Source organism: Agrobacterium sp. BT-220-3 (assembly GCF_025910175.1).
In the GTDB taxonomy this organism is placed as follows: domain Bacteria; phylum Pseudomonadota; class Alphaproteobacteria; order Rhizobiales; family Rhizobiaceae; genus Agrobacterium; species Agrobacterium oryzihabitans.
In genome coordinates this window covers 759,808-776,267 of sequence record NZ_JAPAIX010000001.1, presented here as the reverse complement: position 1 = coordinate 776,267, position 16,460 = coordinate 759,808, and the positions used below count along the sequence as shown (strand labels likewise).

Annotated in this window: 8 protein-coding genes; 2 read left to right on the top strand and 6 right to left on the bottom strand. The window is 59.0% G+C overall.

Translation table 11 applies throughout. The annotated features are described in order from the left end of the window. The first annotated feature begins 120 nt into the window (after positions 1 to 120). A complete protein-coding gene (locus OK142_RS03960; protein ID WP_498681166.1) occupies positions 121 to 3,090 on the top strand; it encodes a bifunctional [glutamine synthetase] adenylyltransferase/[glutamine synthetase]-adenylyl-L-tyrosine phosphorylase in 2,970 nt (989 codons plus the stop codon). 228 nt (positions 3,091 to 3,318) lie between these two features. Here the strand turns inward: OK142_RS03960 and OK142_RS03955 are convergent, their stop codons facing one another. From OK142_RS03955 to OK142_RS03945, 3 genes are all read right to left on the bottom strand, one after another. Then, positions 3,319 to 5,655 carry a PAS domain-containing sensor histidine kinase gene (locus tag OK142_RS03955; protein ID WP_498681164.1) on the bottom strand — a complete coding sequence of 779 codons (2,337 nt, stop codon included), beginning with the start codon at positions 5,653 to 5,655 and terminating at the stop codon, positions 3,319 to 3,321. Positions 5,656 to 6,009: 354 nt separating this feature from the next. Continuing rightward, a complete protein-coding gene (pepN, locus tag OK142_RS03950) occupies positions 6,010 to 8,658 on the bottom strand; it encodes an aminopeptidase N (RefSeq protein WP_498681162.1) in 2,649 nt (882 codons plus the stop codon). Between the two features lie 518 nt (positions 8,659 to 9,176). Next, complete coding sequence (locus OK142_RS03945) at positions 9,177 to 12,005, bottom strand: M10 family metallopeptidase C-terminal domain-containing protein (RefSeq protein ID WP_498681160.1); 2,829 nt, start codon at positions 12,003 to 12,005, stop codon at positions 9,177 to 9,179. 401 nt (positions 12,006 to 12,406) lie between these two features. On the opposite strand from OK142_RS03945, the gene OK142_RS03940 reads away from it, so the two are divergent. Next, positions 12,407 to 13,345: a DMT family transporter gene (locus OK142_RS03940; RefSeq protein WP_137037341.1), complete on the top strand. Its 939-nt coding sequence runs from the start codon at positions 12,407 to 12,409 to the stop codon at positions 13,343 to 13,345. Between the two features lie 404 nt (positions 13,346 to 13,749). On the opposite strand, the gene OK142_RS03935 is transcribed toward OK142_RS03940, so the two are convergent. The 3 genes from OK142_RS03935 to OK142_RS03925 all read right to left on the bottom strand — a co-directional run bounded on the left by OK142_RS03935 (position 13,750) and on the right by OK142_RS03925 (position 16,335). Next, positions 13,750 to 13,941 (bottom strand): hypothetical protein, encoded by a 192-nt coding sequence (locus OK142_RS03935; protein ID WP_003497027.1) that lies wholly within the window; start codon positions 13,939 to 13,941, stop codon positions 13,750 to 13,752. A 152-nt stretch (positions 13,942 to 14,093) separates the two neighbouring features. Beyond that, positions 14,094 to 14,993 carry a uracil-DNA glycosylase gene (locus tag OK142_RS03930; protein ID WP_498681157.1) on the bottom strand — a complete coding sequence of 300 codons (900 nt, stop codon included), beginning with the start codon at positions 14,991 to 14,993 and terminating at the stop codon, positions 14,094 to 14,096. 43 nt (positions 14,994 to 15,036) lie between these two features. Next, the gene (locus OK142_RS03925; RefSeq protein ID WP_444759852.1) at positions 15,037 to 16,335 is read right to left on the bottom strand and encodes an Hsp70 family protein; all 1,299 of its coding nucleotides are present in this window, start codon (positions 16,333 to 16,335) and stop codon (positions 15,037 to 15,039) included. Positions 16,336 to 16,460 lie beyond the last annotated feature (125 nt).

Below are 16,460 nucleotides of genomic sequence, written 5' to 3'. Positions count from 1 at the left end.
GGGGTGTATGCGCCCGAAAGCTTCGACAATCGCGGCGGCAGGACGATTTTGCGGGGAGCGATCCTTCCCGAAAGTCAGGCAGCGTCGAAGCGCAGGGCGCCCGGGAGAGGGAGAGAGACAGTGACGAAACGGGAAACCGCTGAAAGGCGGCTGAGCGAGGTTCTGCCGGGCGTTATCCGCCCCTATACGCAGACGGAACTGAAATCCGTTCTCTCGACGCTCAAGGATATCGCCAAGGCCGAACCGGCGGTGGCGGCGCTGCTCGCCGCCGAAAGCCCGCTGAAGGATTTCATCGCCGCGGCTTTCACGCTCTCGCCCTATCTGCGCGACATGGCGGCGGCGGATGAGGGGCTGCTGACGCTTGCGATTTCAAAGCCGCTGGAGCCGTTGCTCGCCGATCTTGTCCGTGAAGCGCGCGATTGCTGGAAACCCGGGGAAGAGGGCGGCGTGCCCGTCGAAAACGAAGTGATGTCGCGGCTGAGGATCGCCAAGCGTCGGCTTTCCTTCGTCGCAGCGCTTGCCGATCTGGCGCGCATCTTCACCGCCCGCGATACGACGCGCTGGCTGAGCGACATGGCGGATGCATCGCTTTCTGCCGCCATAGACCACCTGTTGCTGGCCGCCCATGAGAGCGGCAAGCTCAAACTGAAGAACGTGGCCGCGCCGAGCGAGGGTTCCGGCCTCATCGTGCTTGGTATGGGCAAGCTCGGCGCGCGCGAACTCAACTATTCCTCCGATATCGACGCCGTCGTGTTCTTCGAACCCTCGGCGGGCATCATGGACGATCCCTATGATGCGACGGAGAATTTCGGACGCATGATGCGCCGTCTCGTGCGCATCATGCAGGAGCGCACGGCCGATGGTTACGTTTTCCGCACCGATCTGCGGCTCCGGCCCGACCCCGGCTCGACACCGCTCGCCATTCCCGTGGAGGCGGCGCTGCTTTATTACGAGGGCCGGGGCCAGAACTGGGAACGCGCCGCCTATATCAAGGCGCGGCCGGTGGCGGGCGACATCAAGGCGGGCGAAAACTTCCTGCGTGAGCTGACACCCTTCATCTTCCGCAAATATCTCGACTATGCGGCAATTGCCGATATTCACTCCATCAAGCGGCAGATCCACGCCCATAAGGGCCATGGCGCCATTGCGGTGAAGGGCCACAACGTCAAGCTCGGGCGCGGTGGCATTCGCGAGATCGAGTTCTTCGCGCAGACCCAGCAGCTGATTGCCGGCGGGCGTATGCCGGCGCTTCGGGTGCGCGCAACGCAGGAGGCGCTTGCGGCGCTCACCGAAGCGAAATGGATTGATGCCGAAACGCGTGACAGCCTGACGGACGCCTATTGGTTCCTGCGCGAGGTGGAGCACCGCATCCAGATGGTGCGCGATGAGCAGACCCATGTGCTGCCGGACACCGAAGCCGAATTGAAGCGCATCGCCTTCATGCTCGGTTTTGAGGACACCAAAGCCTTTTCGGAAAAGCTGGAAGAGGTGCTGCGGCTGGTGGAGCGCCGTTATTCGGCGCTGTTCGAGCAGGAAACGAAGCTCTCCGGTGAGGCCGGCAATCTGGTCTTCACCGGCCAGAAAGATGACCCCGATACGTTAAAGACACTGTCAGCGCTCGGTTTCGGACGACCGGAGGATATTTCCCGCGTCATCCGCACCTGGCACAACGGCCGTTACCGGGCGACGCAATCGGTGGAAGCGCGAGAACGGCTGACGGAGCTGACGCCGGATCTGCTGAGGGCCTTCGGCGAAAGCAAGCGGGCGGACGAGGCGCTGCTGCGTTTCGATAATTTCCTCTCCGGGTTACCGGCGGGCATCCAGCTCTTTTCGTTGCTCGGCAACAACCCGGCGCTGCTCGACCTGCTGGTGACGATCATGTCGTCCGCACCGCGCCTTGCCGAAATCATCGCCGCCCGCCCGCATGTCTTCGACGGCATGCTGGACCCGGCATTGATGAGCGACGTGCCGACGCGCGACTATCTCGCCCACCGCATGGGCAATTTCCTCTCCAATGCCCGCCACTACGAGGATATTCTCGACCGGCTGCGCATCTTCGCCGCCGAACAGCGATTCCTGATCGGCGTTCGGCTGCTGACCGGCGCGATCCGTGGCGAGGTCGCCGCCCGCGCCTTCACCCATCTTGCCGATCTGGTGATCGAGGCGGCGCTGAATGCCGTTCTTTCGGAAATGGAAGCGGCGCATGGGCTTTATCCCGGCGGGCGGGTGGCTGTCATGGGCATGGGCAAGCTCGGCTCCTTTGAACTGACCGCCGGTTCGGATGTCGATCTTATCCTGCTTTATGATTACGACGATGCCGCTCATGAATCCACCGGCGCAAAACCGCTCGATGTGGTTCGCTATTTCACCCGCGTCACGCAAAGGCTGATTGCGGCGCTTTCCGCGCCAACGGCGGAGGGCGTGCTTTACGAGGTGGACATGCGGCTTCGCCCCTCCGGCAACAAGGGCCCGGTGGCGACGCGCATTTCCGCCTTCGAGAAATACCAGCGCGAGGAAGCCTGGACCTGGGAACATATGGCGCTTTCGCGCGCCCGCCTCGTCTGCGGCGAGGCTTCGCTGATGGAAGATGCGCGCCGCATCATTGCCTCGATACTGTCCCGCAAGCGCGATGTGGCGAAGGTCTCCACGGACGTGCTGGAAATGAGAACTCTCATCGAGCAGGAAAAGCCGCCGGAAAACATCTGGGACTTCAAACTCATCAATGGCGGGCTGGTCGATCTGGAATTCATCGCCCAATATCTGGCGCTGGTCGGCCCGGTAAAGGGCCTCGCCGCGCACGAACCCGGTCGCAACACGGCCGAAGCGCTGCAGGCGCTCGCCGCGCCGGTGATGGAACCGCAATCCTTCGACGACTGCATGGCGGCAATAGTGCTTTATACCGAGATATCGCAGATCGTGCGGCTCTGCATCGACGGCGCCTTCAACCCGAAGGAAGCGCCGGCCGGTCTTATTGATCTGGTTTGCCGGGCTGGGGATTGCCCTGACATTTCCACGCTGGAGGGTGAGGTGAAACGGCTGGCGAAGGCGGTGCGGAAGGCGTTCGTGGTGACAGTGAAGAATGGTGGTTGATGGGGGTGGGTGCGGCCTCACCCCCCTCTGCCCTGCCAGGCATCTCCCCCTCAAGGGGGGAGATCGGCAAGGAGCTAACACTCGCTCATTCGCAAAATCAGAGATGGGCTAAAGGCTGCCGCATATCGATCTCCCCCCTTTGAGGGGGAGATGCCCGGCAGGGCAGAGGGGGGTACTGCGCATTCGACCTTTACTTATTGCAAGCCAGCGAGCACGGCCCGACATCCCTCAATGCACCGTCCCACAATGCCCCGCCGCATGCGGAATGATGATCGTCACCACCGTACCGCGGCCTTCGCAGGAACGGATTTTCATCGTCCCCCCATGCAGCCGAACAAGCGAGCGCGAAATGGCGAGGCCGAGGCCCGAGCCGCCTTGGCTTTTGGCATATTGGCTCTGCACCTGCTCGAAAGGCTGGCCGATCTTGTCGAGCGCCCCGGCGGGAATGCCGATGCCGGTATCGGCGATGGTGAGGATCATGGCGGCCTCGTGCACATGGGTGCGCAATGCGATCCGGCCACCGTCGCCGGTGAATTTCACGGCATTGGACAGGAGGTTGAGCATGATCTGCTTCATGGCGCGGCGGTCGCCCTGCATCGTCAGCCCGGCGCAGACCTTCTGCTGCACGGTGATGTTCTTCTGTTCCGCCTGAATGGCGGTGAGGCGCAGGGTTTCTTCGATGAGCGGCGCAAGGTCTATCGTCTCGCGATTGATGCGCATATGGCCGGCTTCGATCTTCGACATGTCGAGAATGTCGTTGATGACGTTCAAGAGGTGCTTGCCGCTATCGTGGATATCGCGGGCATATTCGGAATATTTCGGCGAACCGACCGGCCCGAACATCTCGTTTTGCAGGATTTCGGAAAAGCCGAGAATGGCGTTGAGCGGCGTGCGCAGCTCATGGCTCATATTGGCGAGGAATTCGGATTTTGCGCGGTTGGCGGCCTGGGCGCGCTCTTTTTCCGCGAGATAATTGGCGTTGGCGGCGGAAAGCTCGGTTTTCTGCCGTTCCAGCTTGTGCTGCGAGGCGGAGAGATCGCCGATGGTCGCCATCAGCCGGCGTTCGGAATCGCGCAGGCGCTCCTGATGGCGCTTGAGCAGCGTGATGTCGGTGCCGACGGAGACGAGGCCGCCGTCGCGGGTGCGCCGCTCGTTGATCTGCAGCCAGCGATCGTCGGCAAGCTGCACTTCCGTCATGCGCGAAAGGCCTGATTGATCGGGGTCGGCAACGCGCCGCTCCACCACCGGGCGGGCAGCGGCCGCATGCACAGTGCTTTTTTCCGTGCCCGCCACCAGCACGCTGTCCGGCAGGCCGTAAGCCTTCTGGTAATGGGTGTTGCACATCACCAGACGGTCGTTCTTGTCCCACAGCACGAAGGCTTCCGAGGTGGATTCGATGGCGTCTGCAAGGCGCTGGTCGGCCTCGGCGTAGCGTTGCGCAAGGCGGTGCTGCTCGGTCACATCCATGGCGATGCCGATGACGCGCGGGCCGTTATTGGTGCGGATGACCTGGGCGCGGGCGCGCAGCCAGACATAATGGCCCTTGGCATGGCGCATGCGGAAGATCTGATCGATCTGACGCAGATTGCCGCAGCCGACAGCGCGGGCAAGCTCGTAGAGATTTCCATCTTCGGAATGCATCATCCGCGCCGCATCGGAGAAGGACAGCGGCGCAGCCTTGGGCGGCAACCCAAGAATTTCGTAAAGCGAGCCGGACCAGAACATGCGCCGGGTGGAAAGATCGAAATCCCACAACCCGCAGCGGCCGCGCGAGAGCGCCGTCTCGACCCGCAGGTTGGATTCGGCAAAGATATCGTCGGCGTCACGGGCGCGCTTGACCTGCATGTAATAGGCGTAAAGCACGACCAGCAGGATCGAGGATATGCCGGCAAACAACGTCACATTCATGGCGATTTCGCTGCGCCAGAAGGAGCGGATCGGCTGCAGCGAGCGCGCTGCAATCACCATCGCGCCATCGTCGCCGAAGGGGATCATCGTCGCATAATGCTGCTGGCCATCTATATTGGTCTCGATGGTGCCCGGCGCGCCCGGAAAGCGCTGCACGATGGCAATTTCCGGAAGCAAAGCGGGCAGCGACGTGCCGATATAAAGCATCGCTTCCTTGCCGGCGCCGGCGAAAATGCGGCCATTGCTGCCGGAGAGAAGCACCATGGTGCCATCGGCAAGGCTGCCCGACGGCAGCGCCGCAACGAGAGCAGCTTCTGCCTGGGCGCGCTCCTGCGAGGCGAAGACCGAACCGTTATTGAGAAGAGCCGCCTTGGCAGTCAGCGCCGTCAGTGCCGTGGAGTGACGGGCGGCCTCTTCCATGCGGCCGTATTCGGCAGCGATGCCCAGCATGCGTGACGCAGCGACGACGACGAGGAAGGCGAGGATGAGAATGGGGATCAGGCGCTTCAGCAGGGTCTCGACCTGCAAGACCGGGCGGTCGGAGCCATTCATCAAACCCATCAGGTCGCTGGAGAGCTTTTCGCTCCAGGCCGCAAGATCAGAAAATTTGGCATACGGCCGCTCACCGCCCGCAGTCGCCCGCCGCACGTTCGTCATTGTCCCGCCTTTTAGATGTCCCCAGTGATTCGAAGCGCCGCCGCTCGAATATCTCTAATGAATCAAATGCGATTCGCCCTGTCCAGAGGCAAAAGTTAAAAGAATTTTAACCCCTTGAACCGACTCCGTATTTTTTCGGGACAGTGCAGGATGCAAGGACTTCTGATGTCGTTATACCCACATTTCCTCATTCCTGTGCTTGTCACAGGAATCCAGCCGGCACGCGTCTGTGTGGCGGGAAGAGTCCTTTCAGCCCAAGGACTTGGGCTGGCTAGATTCCTGTGACAAGCACAGGAATGAGGGTTGTAGAGCACTCCGGCAGTCCGTTGCTAACTGCCGGAAAAATTAGGGAAATCAGCCCTTCAGGATACGCCCGACAATGTCGCTCACATCCGTCGAAAGCCCCTTTGCGTCGGCGATCGTCGAAAGGGCGGCCCGGGCATGTTCGGCGCGGCTTGCCTCCAGTGACCGCCATGAGCGCATGGAGGTGAGGATGCGGGCGGCAAGCTGTGGATTGCGCTTGTCGATGGCGACGATCTGCTCCGCGAGGAACCGGTAGGCGGCCCCGTCGGCACGGTGGAAACCGGTGGGGTTGGAGAAGGCGAGCGTGCCCACCAGCGACCGGACCCGGTTCGGATTGGTGGCGATGAAATGTTTCGATTTCATCAGCGCCTTGATGCGCTCCAGCGCCCCGTCGCCGGGAATCGCGGCCTGCAGCGAGAACCACTTGTCGAGAACGAGCGCATTATCGGCAAAGCGCGTTTCGAAGGCGGCCAGCGCCGCTTTCGTCTCGGTGCTGTCAGGGAAACGCTGGGTCAGCACACTCAATGCGTGGGCAAGATCGGTCATGTTGGTGGCGTCGGCATAGGCCTTCGCCGCGCGGGCCGGTGTCTCCTCGGCAAAGGCGAGATAGGTGAGCGCGCCGTTGCGAAGCGAACGGCGTCCCGCACTTTCCGCATCCGGGCTGTAGGCCTCGCCGTTGACGGTGCCTTCGCCAAGCTGCCTGAAGGTTTCAAGCCCGGCCGTTGCAATCGCCTTTATCGTGGCGTTGCGCGCCTTGTGGATGGCTTCGGGATCGTTGTCACCGCCCAGTTCACGCGCAATGTCCGTCTCGCTCGGCAGCGCCAGCGCCTGCGCCCGGAACGCGGGCTCGAGCGCCGGATCGCCGACGATTTCGATGAGGGTGGAGATGAGTTCGGCATCCGTGCGCACCTCGCCACCATTCTGCACGGCCCTGGTGGCCGCAATCAGCGCCGGCAAAGCGAGATCGGTGAGCGCCTGGAAGCGGGCGAACATATCCGTCTCGTGCCGGGCGATCTGCACCAGATCGGCAGCACTCTGTTCGAAATGCAGATTGACCGGCGCGGAGAAGCTGCGGTTGATCGACAGCACCGGCCGTGAGGAAATGCCGGAGAAGGAGAATGTCTGGTTACGTTCGGTCAGATGCAGCACGCCGTTGCGGTATTCACCACCCTCGACGGCCTGCGGCTCGGCGATCTGGCCGTTGTCGAGGATCAGCGCCAGCGACAGCGGAATGTGACGCGGCTGTTTCACCGGCTGGCCGGGGGTAGGCGCTGTCGTCTGTTCCAGCGTCAGGTTGAAGGTGGCGGTGGCGGCATCGTAGCGGCATGAAACGGAGACGAGCGGCGTTCCGGCCTCGGTGTACCACAGCGAAAACTGCGAGAGGTCGCGACCGCTGGCATCGGCAAAACTCTTGACGAAGTCTTCCACTGTCGCGGCGTCACCGTCATGACGCTCGAAATAGAGGTCCATGCCCTTTTTGAAGTCGCCTTCTCCAAGGATCGTGGCGATCATGCGGGTGACTTCGGCGCCTTTTTCATAGACGGTCGTGGTGTAGAAATTGTTGATTTCACGATAGGTATCGGGGCGCGGAGGGTGTGCCAGCGGGCCGGAATCCTCGGGAAACTGCTCCGATTTCAGGTGACGCACATCGGCGATGCGCTTGACCGGGCGCGAACGCATGTCGGCGGAAAATTCCTGGTCGCGATAGACTGTCAGGCCTTCCTTCAGGCAGAGCTGGAACCAGTCGCGGCAGGTGATGCGGTTGCCGGTCCAGTTGTGGAAATATTCATGGGCGATGATGCGCTCGATATTGGCGTAATCCGCGTCGGAGGCGGTTTCCGGGTCGGCCAGCACGAATTTGTCGTTGAAGACGTTGAGACCCTTGTTCTCCATCGCGCCCATGTTGAAATCGGACACGGCGACGATCATGAAGATATCAAGGTCGTATTCACGGCCGAAGCGTTCCTCGTCCCATGTCATCGAACGCTTCAACGCATCCATGGCATAGGCCGCGCGCGGCTCCTTGCCGTGCTCGACATAGATCTTGAGCGCCACTTCACGGCCGGAGACGGTGGTGAACGTGTCTTCCACCACGCCGAGATCTCCGGCGACGAGCGCGAAGAGATAGCTGGGTTTCGGATGCGGATCGAACCAGGCCGCAAAGTGGCGGCCTTCATCGTAATTGCCGCCGCCGAGGAAATTGCCGTTCGACAGCAGCAGCGGATTGCCGTCCTTCGCGGCAATGATCGTCACCGTGTAGGGTGCGAGAACATCAGGCCGGTCCGGGAAATAGGTGATGCGGCGGAAACCTTCCGCCTCGCATTGGGTGCAATAGACGCCATTGGTGCGGTAAAGCCCCATCAGCTGCGTATTGACCTGCGGATTGATGTAGTTGGTGACACAGATCTCGAAGGGAGACGCCGCCGGCAGATCGCGGATCGTCAGGCTGTCAGGCGTCGCGTCATATTGGCTTGCGGGAACATCCACCTGATCGAGCAGCAGGCCCGAAAGCGTCAACTCGTCGCCATCGAGAACGAGCGGCGCTGCCACGTCCACGCCCTCTCGGCGATGAAAGATCAGACGGGCTTCGACCTTGGTATTCTTGGGGTCGAGTTCGAAGGTGAGATCCACCCGCTCCAGAACGAAATCGGTGGGGCGGTAATCTGCCAGGTGAACGATCTGGCCCGTGTCTGTTCGCATGACTGTTCCTGAATAACTTTGTCGTTGTCCTCCGGGCATCATGTCGTCATCAGGCCCGGATGTAAAATAGGTGCAGTATTCGTCACGTTCATGTGCGCGTCGGGGGACGTTCTGTCCCGCCATGGAAGGCTTTTCCAGCCCCGTAGACGATCCTCCCGCTGCCGGACCTGCGGACCATGCCAGCAAATGTTGAACGATTGCTGAAGTGTTTCTAATTTTATTGAAAAATGATTTAGCGCTTGGGCATTGCTTGAGCGAAGGAGGGGGATCGTCCATCGCAAGTGCAGTCGCTACAAATTTGATATTTCACCGCGCGGCAATATCAGGCGTCGATAACGCGAGCATCGAAGCCTGTGTCTCCAACAGGATTTTCGATAACCCGAAAGCAGTAAATGCAATCGCACAACCACATTAATGCAAACCGCCACAGCATGCACGAAGGCATGCTGTGGCGTTATGAGACGTCTTGGAAGCTGGAAACCTCGGCAAAGCAGCCGTGTTTCGATTGCAACCAGAAATTATATCAATAAGTCGCTTTCCGTAATGGAAATTACCCCGGTAAAGCGGATATAAAAATCGGCCACACTGTCTCCATCAACGTCTCCCGATAGGGTGGTGACATTCTCAGCGGTTTCGAAACGCACTTCCCCAGCCCTCGAGCTAAAAGAACCTGTGTCAATGAAGGTAGACAGGGACAGTGCCGTGAGATCTATCCTGTCACTATGGCTACGTGAGAAGTCCTGAATGAGATCACCCGCCTGAGAGGAACTGTCTGCGATGTTATCAAAGACGAATGTATCGCTTCCCTCTCCCCCGAAAAGCGTATCCATTCCACCCCTACCATTCAGTACATCATTTAAATTTCCACCGATGATGACGTTGTCATCCCCGTTACCAGTTCCTGTAAATGAAGCGTTTCCGGTATATACGAGGTTCTCCACATGCGCGCCCAACCGATAGTCGGTAAGAGATGTTTGAACCAAATCGGTGCCGCTATTTGCAAACTCTATAATGGCCATATTAGTAGATTCGACTATGTAGGTGTCATTTCCCGCTCCACCAAAGAATTGGAACGGTCCGTTTCCGCCAATAAATACATCGGCATGGCTTGATCCTTGCACGCCCTCAATGCTGCTGAAGGAATCACCTGCCGCATCACCGGTATGGTTGCCGTCGGTCATGTTGACCTTCACTCCAGTGGCGCTATCACTGTAGCTCGCGATATCTATACCCGCACCACCATTCAGAATGTCCATACCGGCTCCACCCCGTAACGTATCGTTTCCACCACTTCCATTCAGAATATTGTCGATTGAATTACCGGTTCCATTGAAATTGCCAATTCCGGTAAAGGTCAGAACCTCGATATTATTTGCGAGAGTGTAGGATGACAGTGACGTTCTTACTGTATCGGTTCCGCTGCTAACCGCCTCGGCTATAGTGACGAGGGTCGTATTGACGAAATAAGTGTCATCTCCTCCTCCGCCTTGAAGAAACTGCCCTGACTTGGAGGACGTCAGGTGGTCAGCGAAAGCCGAGCCGACAATGCGTTCGATTGATGTAAGCACATCACGAGATGCGTCTCCGCCAAGGTTCACGCCTGTTAGCAGATTGATGGTGATTGCGGATAAGGAGTTGGCGTAATTTACCGTATCTGTGCCATTGCCACCATCGAAGTTGTCGCCAGCACTGGTAGAATAGAAAGTATCGTCAAATTTAGAGCCGACGAAACTCTCGATACTGTTAAACGTATCTCCCGCTGCGTCACCGGTGAACGCTCCGGAATGAAAATTGATCACGATCCCCATCCCAGCCGTAGCGTACGAAACAGTGTCGAATCCGCCGCCGCCATTCAGGACATCGCCACCCGCACCGCCGATCAATGTATCGTCGCCGTCTTTCCCATCCAGGATGTCGTTACCCGCGTAACCCTCCAAATGATTGTTGCCAGAGTTACCTGTCAGAATATCCGCATGTTGGGACCCTAGCAGATTCTCAACTCCTCTCAGCACGTCGCCAACGGCATGGCCGCCGCTAAGTGTATTCAAAGTCAAGTTGACCGTGACGCCAGCATTTGAGTTGATATAAGAAACGGCATCAAAGCCTTCTCCTCCGTCCAGTAGGTCGGCACCGTCATTTCCGATTAATATGTCGTTGCCTGCATAACCGTACAGCTGATCGCCGCCTTTACCACTCGTGATGACATTGTCTAGAGCATTGCCGTACAAAGAGGCATTTGTGGTGCCAGTGAAAGTCAGGCGCTCGACGTTTGCCCTTTGGGACAAGTAGTAGGTACTGCTGGTAGTGCGGATTTCATCATTGCCGCCATCTGCCGCTTCGATGATCGCTGCGGACGATGGAACGATGTAAATATCGTCACCCGCGCCGCCTTCGAAAGAGAACCCGGCCTCGCCGGTCAAGGTGTCGTTGAAGGCAGAGCCGATGATCTTCTGAATTCTGTAATATTTGTCCCCTTCCGCATCGCCGCCAGCGCCGGTCCCCATTTTGGTCGACGCAAGGTTGATATTGACCGCCTCCGGCGAGCCAGAATAGTCAACGGTGCCGCCGCCGTCGCCTCCGCTGAACGTGGAGGCTTCACTCCCGCTGATAAAGGTGTTGGGGTGGTTGCTGCCAACGAATATTTCGATGCCGTCGAACGTGTTTCCAGCGGCATATCCCGAATGGACGCCAGTTTTAAAGTTCAACGTAATGCCGACGGGGGACGTAGCATAACTTACGCTGTCGATCCCGGCACCGCCGATGAAATGATCTGCGCCACCGGCCCCATCCAACTGATCGTTGCCACTGCTACCCGTGATGACATTGTTGAGTGCATTGCCATACAAATAGGCATTTGCGGTGCCGACATACGTCAGACGCTCGATATTATCCTTAACGAAGATGGAGTAGGTACTGCTGGTGGTACGGATTTCATCGTTACCGCCATCTTTACTTTCGATGATGACAGCGGACGATGGAACGATGTAAATATCGTCACCAGCACCACCCTCGAAAGAGAATCCGGCGTCGCCTGTGATGGTGTCATTGAAGGCCGAGCCGATGATCTTCTGAATGCCCATCAAGGTATCACCTTGGGCGTCACCACCAGTACCGGTTCCCATTTTGGTCGCTATGAGATTGATGTTGATCGCCGCGCCTGATCCTGAATAATCCGCTTCAGCCCCTCCATCTCCCCCAATCAACTGATCCGCTCCAGCGCCACCTATTAACCTGTCAAAGCCTGATCCGCCAATTAAGACGTCATCGCCCTCTAAGCCGTACATAATATCAGCTTGGCTGGTTCCTATAAGGCGGTCTGCCGCGGAAGTTCCAGTAATAGTTGGCATGTTATCCTCCTATATTGGGGGGGTTGTCAATGATGGGCAGATTGTAAGCTGGTATTGTATCGAATATATTTCCAGATTTTTTTATTTATTTGCGAAGTCATAATTAAAGCCAATTTATATTTTTATTTCTCAATTAGCATTTGTAGTATTGGTGATTGATCCAATGGCTCTCGCGAGCAAATCATGGTGTCGTTAAAAGCATCCGCGATTTAAGTCTACAGCGGGTATAGGGATCCCAGGCATTTGGTCACAAGGCGGATGCAAATAAGCAAAAAAAGGCCAAATTCAATCCTTCAGTCTTGTGAGGACTCACTTCTTCTTATAGTTTCCCCTGCGTCGTCCTTCCCCGCATGAAAAATCTCCCGATGGCGTGTTTGCGCAGCCGATATGAGTAACTGCCAATGAACGCCGAGCCGACAAATCCCTTTCGCGGGATAAGCATGAAGCTGATTTCAGTCGGCTTTTTTCTGGTGATGCAGACCTGTATCAAGGCCTCCGGTCCCGATGTGCCGGCGGGTCAGATCACCTTCTTCCGCTCCGCTTTTGCCATCATTCCCATCGTTGTTTATCTGGCCTGGCTGCATGCGCTGACAAGCGCGCTGCAGACCAACAATCTTTTCGGCCATTTCAAGCGTGGTTTTCTCGGCATTCTGTCCATGGCCTGCGGTTTTTATGGCCTCACGCTGCTGCCGCTGCCGGAGTTCATCGCCATCGGCTACGCGTCGCCGCTGCTCGCGGTGGTTTTTGCGGCATTCGTCCTGCATGAGAAGGTGCGTGTCTATCGCTGGAGCGCGGTTTTCGTCGGCATGATGGGCGTGCTGGTGATCCTGTGGCCGAAGATGACGCTTCTGAGGGAAGGCGGCTTTGCCGCGGGCGAGGGGCTGGGCGCGATTGCCGTGCTTTGCGGTGCAGCACTGGGTGGTCTTGCCATGATCCAGGTGCGGCAATTGGTGGAGACGGAAAAGACGCCGACAATCGTGCTTTATTTCTCGCTCACCGCCACATTGCTGTCATTGATCAGCGTGCCTTTCGGCTGGAGCGACCTGGACACAAGACAGTCCGTCCTCCTGATTACCAGCGGCATCTGTGGCGGTGTTGCGCAGATCTTCCTGACGGAAAGCTATCGCCACGCGGAGGTCTCCACCATCGCACCCTTCGAATACAGCTCCATCGTGTTCGGCATCGTCGTCTCCTATATCCTGTTCGGAGACGTGCCCACCGTCACCATGCTGATCGGCACGGCAATCGTTATCATGGCGGGCATCTTCATCATCTTCCGGGAGCATCAGCTGGGGCTGGCGAGACGGGCGGCGCGCAAGGCTTCGACCCCGCAGGGGTGATGCGCCGGATGCGGCGGATGACGCAGATCCTGCGGCATCTGTCGTTGCGTCCTATACGACGCAGATGTTTCCCACGCCGGGCAAATCTCAACCTCATTCCTGTGCTCGTCACAGGAATCCAGCTGACGCGCGTCTGCGCGGCGAGAGAGTCTTTTCAGCCCAAGGACTTGGGCTGGCTGGATCTCTGTGACAAGCACAGAGATGAGGAGAGGATCGCGCCCTGTAAAAGCAGGCTTCGTAACCGACGCACCGGCGCCAAACCCTTGCGTCGCATCATATGACGCCGCCGGCGGCCATCGTCAGGTGCCGCAAAACCCCTGAAAAAGCAAAAGGCGCCTTCCCGAAGAAAGACGCCAGCGCGCAATCATCTATATGGACAGGATTTTACGCCTGCCTGAATGCTCTCAGCGCTCGCGGAAATCCGCGAAGACAGCTGCGGGACGTGTGACACGAACCTGCTGCATGGCAGCGCGTGCGGTCATCTGTTCGTTAGCGGCAGCGCCGAAACGATGGTAACCCTGACTGGAACGAGGGCCGAGGCCTGCCAGACGGAGGGTTTCAAAGCCGGAATGCACCGGACGGAAGCGAGTTGTCATTGCCTTGGTTCCTTAAACCGAATTCCTCCCAAGACACGCCGCCTATATCGCAGCGCAGCATGGATTCGGCAAGGCGGCCAAATGCGCCGCTGTTATGCACATTGTGCATGGCTTTTTTCATAATTCGTTTACACTGAGCAAGAAGAAGGCAATCAGCCTTCGGAGACTTTTGCTTGAAACGCTAATAAATCCTGCCATGCCAATGACTTGGAGGCCGGAGCGTTCAAAAGTTCCTGCGGATGCAGGCTCGCCAGGGCCGGTAAAACCAGGTGTCCGGCTGCGACATCACGCCACTGTCCGCGCAGCGTATGGATCGTTCCCGTGCCGCCGAAAAAGAAACGGGCGGTCAAGTTGCCAAGAAGCAACAGGTGTTTCGGCTCCGCAAGCGCGATCTGGCGCTCGATGAAGGGGCGGCAAATATCCATTTCGGCCTGGGTCGGCGGGCGGTTGCCGGGCGGACGCCAGGGCACGACATTACCGAGCATGATGCCTGAGCGTTCAAGGCCGATCGCCGCCAGCATACGATCCAGCAAAAGCCCGCTCTTACCGGCAAAGGGCAGGCCCTCCCGGTCGTCATCCGCATCCGGCATGGGGCCGATGACCATGATGGCGGAAGCGGGATCGCCCTGCGTGAACACCGTGTTGCGGGCGCTGTTCTTGAGGTTGCAGCCGCTGAACCCCTCAAGAGCGGTCTTGAGTTCAGGAAGCGACCGCGCGCTTTCCGCCGCAAAACGCGCGGCTGCCACGGCCTGTTCGTCCGGCACGGCGACATTTTGCTGAACGGCGGGAGCGGGCGGTGCAGCTCTGGTCGGCGCGGCACGATCCGCCGCCTGCCGCTGAGGAGCATCGGTGCGACGCTCTGGTCCACCGTCCATCTGGCGCGTGGGGGCGGAATTTTCCTGTCGCGCTGCCGGACGGGCAGGGCGGGCAGCGGCAAATTCGGCGAAACGGTCGAGCGGACTGTCCTCCAGCAGCCAATCCACACCCGCATCCGCATGGAAATGCAGGAGGGCGGCGAGTTCGGCCGGGGAGAGGTCGTGAGCGGCGATCATGGCTGGAAATTATCCCATGTTCGCCGCCCGGGGAACCCGTAAATCACGCTGTCCAGCGCTGAATATCACCGCTTTCGCCGATCATGGCCAGACCATGGGCAATCGAGAGCAGCTCGCCGCCGGTTTCGATCCGGTCCGCGTCGAAACGACGGGTGAAAAGCTCCCGCACCGCCGGCACGAAGGAGGTGCCGCCGGTCAGGAACACCTTGTCGATTGCTTCGGGTGCAACCTTCGTCTTCTCCAGAACCTCGTCCAGCGCGCCCTCGATCTTGCCAAGGTCGTCGGCGATCCAGGTGTTGAAGTCGCTGCGCTTGACCATCTTGCGGCCGGCCTTGCCGAGCGGTGCGAAGTTGAACTCCGCCTCCTCGGCCGAGGAGAGCGCCATCTTGGTGGCGGAAATCGACTGATAGAGCGGATAACCCTCGTCATGCTCCACCAGATCGATGAAAAGTTCGAGCTTGTCCGGCTCGATCGCCGAACGTACCAGCGATTTCAGATCGGTGAATTCCTTCGAGGTCTTGAAGATCGACAGCTGGTTCCAGCGGCCGAAATTCACGTAATAACCCGAGGGCACATCCAGCACCTTGTCGAAGCTCTTGAACTTGCTGCCCTTGCCGATCTCAGGCGAGACCAGATTGTCAATCATCCGGAAGTCGAAATGGTCGCCCGCCACGCCGACGCCCGAATGGCCGATGGGGGTGGCGGAAAGCTTGCCGGCATGGGTCTCGAAACGGATCAGCGAATAGTCCGTGGTGCCGCCGCCGAAATCCGCCACCAGCACGTTGGCGTCCTTTTTCAGGCTCTGGGCGAAATAATAGGCGGCCGCCACGGGCTCATAGACATAGTGGATCTCCGGAAAACCGGCCCGGCCCAGCGCCTCGTTGTAACGGGCAAGCGCGAGAGACTCGTCCGGATTGCTGCCGGCGAAACGCACCGGCCGACCGGCGATGACGGTGGAGACGTCGCCCGGCCATTCCGCGCCCGCATAGGTCTTCAGCTTACGCAGGAACACGTCCATCAGGTCCTCGAAGCTCTGGCGCTTGGCGAAGATCAGCGTGCCCTGAAAGAGGGGCGAGGCCGCGAATGTCTTGATCGACTGCAGGAAACGGCAATCGCCCGCATTGTCGATGAATTGCCGGATGGCGGCGTGGCCCGCCTCCACATGCAGGGCGGCAGCACCCAGCCCTGAATCCTTCATGAAGGAGAGTGCGGTGCGCATGCTGTCATCCGTGCCCGCGCTGCTGGTGAAGCGCATAGAACGGCTGTCGCCGCTGCCGTCGGAAAGAGCCATGACCGTGTTGGTCGTGCCGAAATCGAGGCCGAGAGCCCGCTTTTGCGTCATCGCCATATTCCTTGTCGCCGATGGAAATGCCCGCCCGGCCCTTGAGGTGGCCCGGCGTGAAAATAAGGGATGCCCGCAGCATCCCGATGTCAGAGGAGGGCGGTTGATTGCATAAGCCCGGCGGA

Excerpts from the sequence above, each read along its gene's own strand:
- OK142_RS03955 (WP_498681164.1), bottom strand. The coding sequence starts at position 5,655 with ATGACGAACGTGCGGCGGGCGACTGCGGGCGGTGAGCGGCCGTATGCC.
- pepN (WP_498681162.1), bottom strand. The coding sequence starts at position 8,658 with ATGCGAACAGACACGGGCCAGATCGTTCACCTGGCAGATTACCGCCCC.
- OK142_RS03945 (WP_498681160.1), bottom strand. The coding sequence starts at position 12,005 with ATGCCAACTATTACTGGAACTTCCGCGGCAGACCGCCTTATAGGAACC.
- OK142_RS03940 (WP_137037341.1), top strand. The coding sequence starts at position 12,407 with ATGAACGCCGAGCCGACAAATCCCTTTCGCGGGATAAGCATGAAGCTG.
- OK142_RS03935 (WP_003497027.1), bottom strand. The coding sequence starts at position 13,941 with ATGACAACTCGCTTCCGTCCGGTGCATTCCGGCTTTGAAACCCTCCGT.
- OK142_RS03930 (WP_498681157.1), bottom strand. The coding sequence starts at position 14,993 with ATGATCGCCGCTCACGACCTCTCCCCGGCCGAACTCGCCGCCCTCCTG.
- OK142_RS03925 (WP_444759852.1), bottom strand. The coding sequence starts at position 16,335 with ATGACGCAAAAGCGGGCTCTCGGCCTCGATTTCGGCACGACCAACACG.